This is a genomic window from Micromonospora sp. URMC 105 (genome assembly GCF_051386295.1).
Classification (GTDB): Bacteria; Actinomycetota; Actinomycetes; order Mycobacteriales; family Micromonosporaceae; genus Micromonospora.
Genome location: NZ_JBPQTL010000001.1, coordinates 196,718 through 204,308, shown reverse-complemented (window position 1 = coordinate 204,308; position 7,591 = coordinate 196,718). Strand labels below are relative to the sequence as shown.

Sequence of the window (7,591 nt, the reverse complement as noted above, 5' to 3'; positions counted from 1 at the left end):
CCCCTGGTCCCGTGATCAAGAGGTTTTGGTCTTCCCGGGGCCGAATCCTGACGCAAACCTCTTGATCAACGCGGCTGTGGGGGGCGGGGGTCCTTTTGCCGGGGGCGTGCCGGTCGTATGGTCGGACGGTGGCCACCTGGGACGACGTACGCCGGCTCGCGCTCGCCCTGCCGGAGACGACGGAGCGGCCGTCCTACGACGGCGCGCCCGCCTGGCGCGTACGCGACAAGCCGTTCGTGTGGGAACGGCCGCTGCGCCGGGCCGACCACGAAGCCCTCGGCGACGCCGCTCCCGACGGTCCGATCCTCGGCGCGCAGCTGCCCGATCTGGGCGCCAAGGAGGCGCTGCTCGCCGACGACCCGGCGGTCTACTTCACCACCCCGCACTTCGACGGCTACCCGGCGGTGCTGGTCCGGCTGGACCGGATCAGCGTGCCGGAGCTGACGGAGCTGGTGCTGGACGCCTGGTACGCCCGCGCACCGAAACGCCTCGCCGCGGCCCACCGCGCCGCCGGAGGTGAGCAGGCCCCGGGGAGCTGACGGGCACGGGTTCAGCGTCGCCAGTCGCCGAACACGAACCGGTGCACCGCCTTGAGCCCAATCCACACGGCGACGGCGCGCGCCCAGCGCAGCCGGCCGCGCACGTCGACCCGGGTGCTGCGGGTCAGCTGGGTGGCCCGCCCGCCGGCCGCCGGCGTCAGCTCGAAGGTGTCGCTCATCGCGCTGACGCAGGAGGCGAAGGGCAGGTCGGTGAGCTCCATCCGGAAAGCCAGCCGGGCCGGCGGCGACCATTCGGTGATCCGCTGGTACACCACGCCCCGGTCGGAGACGCACTGCCGGGGCGCGCCCACCGCACCGGGCCCCGCCGACAGGAAGCACTCGACCGGGGTGGGCGCGCCGAGCCGGAACACCGGGCAGCGGGGCGTCGAGTGATCCGCGAGTCGCAGAGCAGCGGCCAGACCGCCTCCGGCGGCCGGCGTACCAGGGTCGTGGTCCGCACCAGCATCAGCGCCCACCGCCGGTGCGCGCGGCGGGCACGGCGGCCCCTGTCGAGTCCATGCCGGTGACGCTACGAGCGCCCGGCGGTCCGGGCCTCCCCCACCAGGGGGAAGGCCCTCCCCCGGGCCGAGGCGCGCGGCGGGGCAAGGGGTCCGGGCCGGGCCCGGGTTAGGGGCCGGTCGCGCCCTTCTAGGGGTACGCCCGGTCTGGTCCACCCGCGACGGTGGCGGCTTGACTGACCCTGCGCACCCGTCGGGTTCCACGGGGCACCTGCTCACAGGCAGTGCGAGACCACGCTGCCCGATCGTCCGACCCGACGCGGACAACGCTGACATCCGTCCCGCGGAGGGGGTTCGATCTCGTGGAATTCACTGTGGCAGCCGACCAGTGGGTCCGGCTGGAGCAACTGGAGGCGGCGGCCACGCACTCGGTGCCGGTCGCCCTCGACGACAAGGTCTGGCAACGCGTCCAGACCTCCCGGGAGACGCTGGAGCGCTTCGTCGACGAGGGCCGGGTGATCTACGGCGTCAACACCAGCATGGGCGGCTTCGTCGACTGGCTGGTGCCGGTCACCATGGCCCAGCAGCTCCAGGAGAACCTGATCAACGCGGTGGCCACCAATGTCGGGCAGTACCTCGACGACCGGACCGTCCGGGCGGTCATGCTCTCCCGGATCGTGTCGCTGGCCCGGGGCAACTCGGCGATCTCGCCGCAGAACCTGGAGAAGCTGATCGCCGTGCACAACGCGGGGATCATCCCGTGCGTGCCGGAGAAGGGATCGCTGGGCACCAGCGGCGACCTCGGTCCGCTCGCCGCGATCGCGCTGGTCTGCGTCGGCCAGTGGCGCGCCCGCTACCGGGGCGAGACGATGCCCGGCGCCGAGGCGCTGCGGCTGGCCGGCATCGAGCCGATGACGCTCAGCTTCAAGGAGGGGCTGGCGCTGATCAACGGCACCTCCGGCATGGTCGGCCTCGGCAGCCTGGTCTTCGCGCAGGCCAGCCGGCTGCTGGAGACGTACCTGACGGTCTCGGCGCTCTCCGTGGAGGGGCTGCGTGGGATGACCAAGCCCTTCGACCCGCGGGTGCACGAGCTGAAGCCGCACAAGGGCCAGCGGGAGATCGCCGCTCGGCTCTGGCGCACCCTGCAGGAGTCCACCCTGGCCGTGAACGAGCAGGAGACCGAGGCGGCGCTGGCCGCCGAGATGGACTCCTCGGCCAAGGCCGGCTCGCAGCCCATCGAGGACGCGTACTCGATCCGCTGCACCCCCCAGATCCTCGGGCCGGTGCTGGACAGCTTCCTGCGCATCGGCGAGACGCTGGAGGCCGAACTCAACTCGTCCAACGACAACCCGCTGGTGGTGCCGGACGAGAACGACGTGTTCCACAACGGGCACTTCCACGGCCAGTACGTGGCGATGGCGATGGATCACCTGGTCATCTCGCTGACCACCCTGACCAACCTGGCCAACCGGCGGATCGACCGGTTCCTCGACAAGAGCAACAGCAACGGCCTGCCGGCGTTCCTGTGCCGGGAGAACCCGGGCCTGCGGCTCGGCCTGATGGGCGGGCAGTTCATGACCGCCTCGCTGACCGCCGAGACCCGGGCCATGGCGGTGCCGATGTCCGTGCAGTCGCTGACCAGCACCGGCGACTTCCAGGACATCGTCTCGTTCGGCTTCGTGGCCGCCCGCCGGGCCCGGGAGGTGCTTGCCAACGCCACCTACGTGGTCGCCTTCGAGCTGCTCTGCGCCGCCCAGGCGGTCGACATCCGGGGCAACGAGGGGCTCTCCCCGGTCACCCGGGAACTCTACGAGCGGACCCGCGAGCTGGTCCCCTACCTCGACCGGGACGTCACCATCACCGACCACGTCGAGGCGATCGCCGGCCAGATCCTGGCCGCGTCGCCGGCGTACCGGTCGGAGGTCCTGCTGTGACCGCCCCCGGCCGGGACGGCGCCGCACCGCAGCAGGGCGCCGGTGCCACCGCCGTGGTCTTCCCCGGCATCAGCCCCAGCTCGTTCGCGCAGGTCGGGCGCTTCCTGCTGATCAACCCGGAGGCGCGGCGGCTGACCGCCGAGGCCGACGAGACGCTCGGCTGGTCGGTGGTGGACCGCTACCGGCAGGCCGAGGGCGGCTACTCGGAGAGCGAGCGGGTGGCGTTCCTGGTGGTCTGCCTGGCGTTGGCGTACTGGGCGGAGGACGCGCTGGACGTCCGGCCGGACATCGTCGTCGGGCCGAGCTTCGGCGGCACCCCGGCCGCCGTCTACGCGGGGGCGCTCAGCTTCCCCGACGCGGTACGGCTCACCGTCGGCTGGAACCGGCACCTGGCGGAGTACTTCGCGCACGCGCACAGCGACGTGGTCACCCAGTCGTTCGCCCGTACGCCCCGGGCCCGGCTGGCCGAGATCCTCGGCGAACTGGACGAGGCCGGCGAGTGGTACGAGACGGCCTGCCACGTCGACGACGACTTCTGGATGCTGTCGGTACGCCGGCACCGCCTGGAGTGGCTCCAGGCGGCGGTGCGGGCGCGGGGTGGCCTGCCGCTGTACACGATGAGCCCGCCGATGCACTCGGGCGCCTTCGCCCCGCTGCGGGCGACCGTGGAGCGGGAACTGGTCGCCGGGCTGCCGTTCACCGACCCCCGGCTGCCGCTGGTCTCCGACCACGACGGCGCGGTGCTGACCCGGGGCGAGCAGGTGCGCCGGCTGCTGCTGGACGGGATCGTCCGGCAGGTGCGCTGGCCCGGGGCGCTGGAGACGCTGCGCGCGCACGGGGTGTCCCGGCTCTGCGTCTCCGGGCCGGACGGGCTCTGGGGCCGGGTGGACGCGGCGCGGCGACCGTTCGACGTGCTGACCCTGACCCCGGCGCTCGCGCTGCGGCCCCGGCCGCGCCAGCGGACCCTGGTGGGGTGACTCCGGCGGCCTACCGGGCCGCGCCGGCCAGCCGGGCCAGCGCGGTCCGGTTCGCCTTGCCGTTGGCGGTCAGCGGCAGCTCGGTCAGGAAGTGGAACCGCGCCGGGACCATGTACGCCGGCATGCTGCGCCGGCACCGCTCGACCAGCTCGGCGGCGGCGACGGTGGCGCCCTCCCGGGGCACCACGAAGGCGTGCAGGCTCGGCTCGCCGTCGGCCGCGGGGGCGGCCAGCGCCACCGCCGCGCCGACCGCCGGATGATCCAGCAGCCGGCGTTCCACCTCGCCCAGCTCGATCCGGTTGCCCCGGATCTTCACCATCGAGTCGGTCCGCCCGCAGAAGTAGAGTTCCCCCTCGGTCCCCCGGTACGCCAGGTCGCCGGAGCGGTAGACGAGCTGCCCGGAACGCGGCTCCAGCGGGTCGGGGACCAGCACCTGCCGGGTGGCCGCCGGGTCGTCCCAGTAGCCGCTGAACAGCGACGGGCAGCGGACGTGGATCTCGCCGACCGCGCCGGGCGCGTCGACCACGCTGCCGTCGGAGTCGACCAGCAGCAGCTCGGCGCCCGGGTAGCCGTCGCCGATCGAGAGCCGCTCGGCGTCCGCGGGGATCGGGTCGGGCACCTCGGCGAAGGAGCACGCCACCGTCTCGGTCGCGCCGAACGCGTTGACCACCCGCAGTCCCGGGTGCAGCTCGCGCAGCCGGCGCAGCTCGGCCAGGGGGAAGTTCTCCCCGGCGAAGAGGATGCCGCGCAGCCGGTCCAGGGCGGCCAGGCCGTCCGGCTCGTGGCGCAGCAGCGGTCGCCACAGCGACGGCACGCCGTGCACCACGGTCGCACCGGCGTCGGCGAGGAAGCCGAGCAGCCGGCGCGGGAAGCTCAGGAACTCGCGGGGCACCGGCGCGAGGGTCGCCCCGCTGCCCAGGGTGACCCCGAGGTCGAAGAGGGAGACGTCGAAGGCCAGCGGCGAGGTGCTGGCCACCACGTCGTCGGCGGCCACCACGCCGAAGCGCTGGGCGCCCCGGTAGAAGGCCAGCGCGGCGTGGTGGCTGAGCACCACGCCCTTCGGCTGCCCGGTGGTCCCGGAGGTGAAGATCAGGTACGCCGGGTCGGTGCCGACCACCGCGCGCCGGCGGCGCTGCCGGGGCTTGCCCGCAGGGGCGACCAGCCCGTCGGCGCTGAACTCGGCGACGGCGGTGGCCGCCGGCAGTTCGCGGGCCGGGCGGCCGGCGGGCCGGACGTGCAGCACCGGGTCGGTCGCCTCGACGATGGCCCGTACCCGCAGGTCCGGGGTGTCCGGGTCGACCGGGATGAAGGCCGCGCCGAGGCGGGAGCAGGCGAGCAGCACCGCGATGGCGGCGGCGGAGGTCTGCGACTCGATGACGACGCGGTCGCCGGTGCCCACGCCCGCCTCGGCCAGCGCGGCGGCCCGCGCGTCGACCGCGCGGGCCAGCTCGCCGTACGTGACGGTCACCAGCGCCCCGCCGGCCCGCTCGACCACCGCCGGCTTGTCGGGGGTGCGGGCGGCGGGGCCGAGCACGAACTGGTCCAGGGTGTCGGCGGGGAACGTCATGGCGATGTCCTTCTTCACACCTGCGCGACGGTCTTGAGGTAGTCGCCCACCGTCTGGCGGAACCGCTCCGGCTCCTCCAGGTGCGGCACGTGGCTGGAGTCGTCGAACAGCTCCCACCGCGCGTCCGGGACGAGGTCGACGAAGGGCCGGACGGTGGCCGGGGTGGCCTCGTCGTGGCGGCCCGAGACGACCAGGGTCGGCACCCTGATGTCGGCGAGGCAGTCGGTGACGCCCCAGTCCTTCAGCGACCCGATGACGTGGAACTCGCTCGGTCCGTTCATCGCCAGGTACACGGTCGGGTCGTTGTAGAGCTCGTAGAAGGAGGCCTGGTAGTCGCGCGGCCACGGGTCGAGCCGGCACAGGTGCCGGTCGTAGAAGACCTTGGTGGCCGCGTGGTACTCGTCGCTGTCGGTGGTGCCCGCCGCCTCGTGCCGGCGCAGCGTCTCGTCGACGCCGGGCGGCAGCGCGGCGCGCAGCTCGGCCATCGCCGCCAGCCAGAGCGGGTACGACGCCGGGGCGTCGGCGATGATCAGGCCCTTGAGTCCGGCCGGCGCCGCCGCCGCGTGCTTCGCCACCAGCAGGCCGCCCCAGGAGTGGCCGAACAGCACGTAGTTGTCGGCGATCCCGAGGTGGCGCAGGAGGTTGTCCAGCTCGTCGAGGAAGAGCTGGACGGTCCAGAACTCCGCCGGCCGGCCCGGCAGGTGGGTGGAGCCCCCGTTGCCCAGCTGGTCGTAGTGGACGACGGGAGTGCCGCCGTCGGCGAACACCGAGAGGCTGGTCAGGTAGTCGTGGGTGCTGCCGGGGCCGCCGTGCACGACCACCAGCGCGGTCCGCCCCGGCGACAGCTCCCCCGTGACCCGGTACCAGGTCCGGAATTCGCCGAACGGCGCCGTCCCCTTGGTCGTCGGTGCGGTCACTAGACGCGGCGGCCGGTGACCGGGAAGGTGCCGAACATGCCCGGCTTGGCCTTGCCGGTCATGGTGTCGCCGTTGACGGTGACGGTGACCTTCATGGTCAGCGGCACCGGCTTACGGCACTTGATCTTCCACGAGGCGACGTCGCCGACCAGCTCGCCGTCGATGATGTCCGGGTCGATGACCTGGCCGTTGGCCCGGGCCTTGCCGATCAGCTTCTCGCCCTCGGCGGTCAGGTCGACCCAGAGGCTCTGCTTGCCGAGCGGGCTCTCGATGTCCAGCTGCCAGCTGCCGTCGGTGCTCATCCGTTGCTCCCTATCGTGCGTCGATCGCTTCCCGTGGCAGACACTATGGATCGCCGCGGGCGGTCCATACCCCTATCAGCCCCTAGCGGGCAGCGCCCCGAGCCACTCCTCGACGACCTGCGCGGCGACCGCCGCGTGGTCCTCGATCATGGTGAAGTGGGTGGCCGCGACGGTGCGGTACTCGTGTGCCGGCTCCCAGGGCCGGGCCTGCCAGGAGCCGTCGTCGTCGGCCGCGTCGGGCTGGAAAGGCTCGGCCGCGCCGACGAAGAGCACCGGGGCGTCGACCGGGTCCAGCCGGAACCGGGGTACCAGGTCGAAGTAGCGGTTCATCCCCGACAGCGCCGCGCTGTTGAGCATCCCGAAGCGGGCGTCGGCCTGGACCAGCCCGACGGTGAGCTGCTCCATCAGCCGGGACTGGTCCCGGTCGTCGGTGTCGACCCGGTAGGTGTCCATCAGCACCACCCCGGCGGGGCGTACCCCCCGGGTGCGTTCCAGGTGCCCGGCGGTGGCGTAGGCGAGCGTCCCGCCCGAGGAGTAGCCGATGAGGACGAACGGGCGCCCGGCGGCGGCCCGGACGACGCTCTCGGCGAGCACGTCGACCACCGCGTCCACCGATTCGGGCAGCCGCTCACCGGCGACGAAGCCCGGATTGGTCAGCGAGATCATCGGGCGCCGGCCCCGGAACGCGGCGGCCAGCCGGGCGTGCTGGTGCGGGCCGCCGGTGGCCATCGGGGTGCTGATCCCGATGAGCACGGGCTCCTGCGGACCGTCGGCCATGGTGACGCCCGGCGGGACCGTCCCGAAGTCGGCGGCGGAGGTGAACCGGGGGCGCAGGTCGGCCACCGCCCGCAGCAGGTTGAAGCCCTTGAGCACCTCGTTGCCCAGCACCGCGGCGCG

General features: G+C 73.4%; 8 protein-coding genes (1 of these 8 only partly in view). 3 read left to right on the top strand and 5 right to left on the bottom strand.

The features are described from left to right. Positions 1-128: 128 nt before the first annotated feature. The gene (locus ACSNN7_RS00610) at positions 129-539 is read left to right on the top strand and encodes an MmcQ/YjbR family DNA-binding protein (protein ID WP_436678498.1); all 411 of its coding nucleotides are present in this window, start codon (positions 129-131) and stop codon (positions 537-539) included. Positions 540-550: 11 nt separating this feature from the next. Here ACSNN7_RS00610 and ACSNN7_RS00605 read toward each other — a convergent pair whose 3' ends face one another. Further along, positions 551-910 carry a hypothetical protein gene (locus ACSNN7_RS00605; protein ID WP_436678497.1) on the bottom strand — a complete coding sequence of 120 codons (360 nt, stop codon included), beginning with the start codon at positions 908-910 and terminating at the stop codon, positions 551-553. A gap of 449 nt (positions 911-1,359) precedes the next feature. Between ACSNN7_RS00605 and ACSNN7_RS00600 the strand changes: the two genes are divergently transcribed. Both ACSNN7_RS00600 and ACSNN7_RS00595 read left to right on the top strand, forming a co-directional pair. Beyond that, a complete protein-coding gene (locus ACSNN7_RS00600; RefSeq protein WP_436678496.1) occupies positions 1,360-2,931 on the top strand; it encodes a phenylalanine aminomutase (D-beta-phenylalanine forming) in 1,572 nt (523 codons plus the stop codon). Further along, on the top strand, positions 2,928-3,908 hold the full coding sequence (locus ACSNN7_RS00595; RefSeq protein WP_436678495.1) for an ACP S-malonyltransferase: 981 nt from the start codon (positions 2,928-2,930) through the stop codon (positions 3,906-3,908). Before ACSNN7_RS00600 ends, ACSNN7_RS00595 begins: the two co-directional genes overlap by 4 nt. A gap of 10 nt (positions 3,909-3,918) precedes the next feature. Here the strand turns inward: ACSNN7_RS00595 and ACSNN7_RS00590 are convergent, their stop codons facing one another. The 4 genes from ACSNN7_RS00590 to ACSNN7_RS00575 all read right to left on the bottom strand — a co-directional run. Continuing rightward, on the bottom strand, positions 3,919-5,475 hold the full coding sequence (locus ACSNN7_RS00590; protein ID WP_436678494.1) for an amino acid adenylation domain-containing protein: 1,557 nt from the start codon (positions 5,473-5,475) through the stop codon (positions 3,919-3,921). Positions 5,476-5,489: 14 nt separating this feature from the next. Further along, complete coding sequence (locus tag ACSNN7_RS00585) at positions 5,490-6,392, bottom strand: proline iminopeptidase-family hydrolase (RefSeq protein ID WP_436678493.1); 903 nt, start codon at positions 6,390-6,392, stop codon at positions 5,490-5,492. Further along, positions 6,392-6,694, bottom strand: a complete 303-nt coding sequence (locus ACSNN7_RS00580; protein WP_154938578.1) for a hypothetical protein — start codon at positions 6,692-6,694, stop codon at positions 6,392-6,394. Before ACSNN7_RS00580 ends, ACSNN7_RS00585 begins: the two co-directional genes overlap by 1 nt. Positions 6,695-6,769: 75 nt before the next feature. Then, positions 6,770-7,591 carry the end of a type I polyketide synthase gene (locus tag ACSNN7_RS00575; RefSeq protein WP_436678492.1) on the bottom strand. It continues 11,088 nt past the right edge of the window, so only the last 822 of its 11,910 coding nucleotides appear in the window; the start codon falls outside the window, past its right edge — the gene reads right to left on this strand; the stop codon is at positions 6,770-6,772.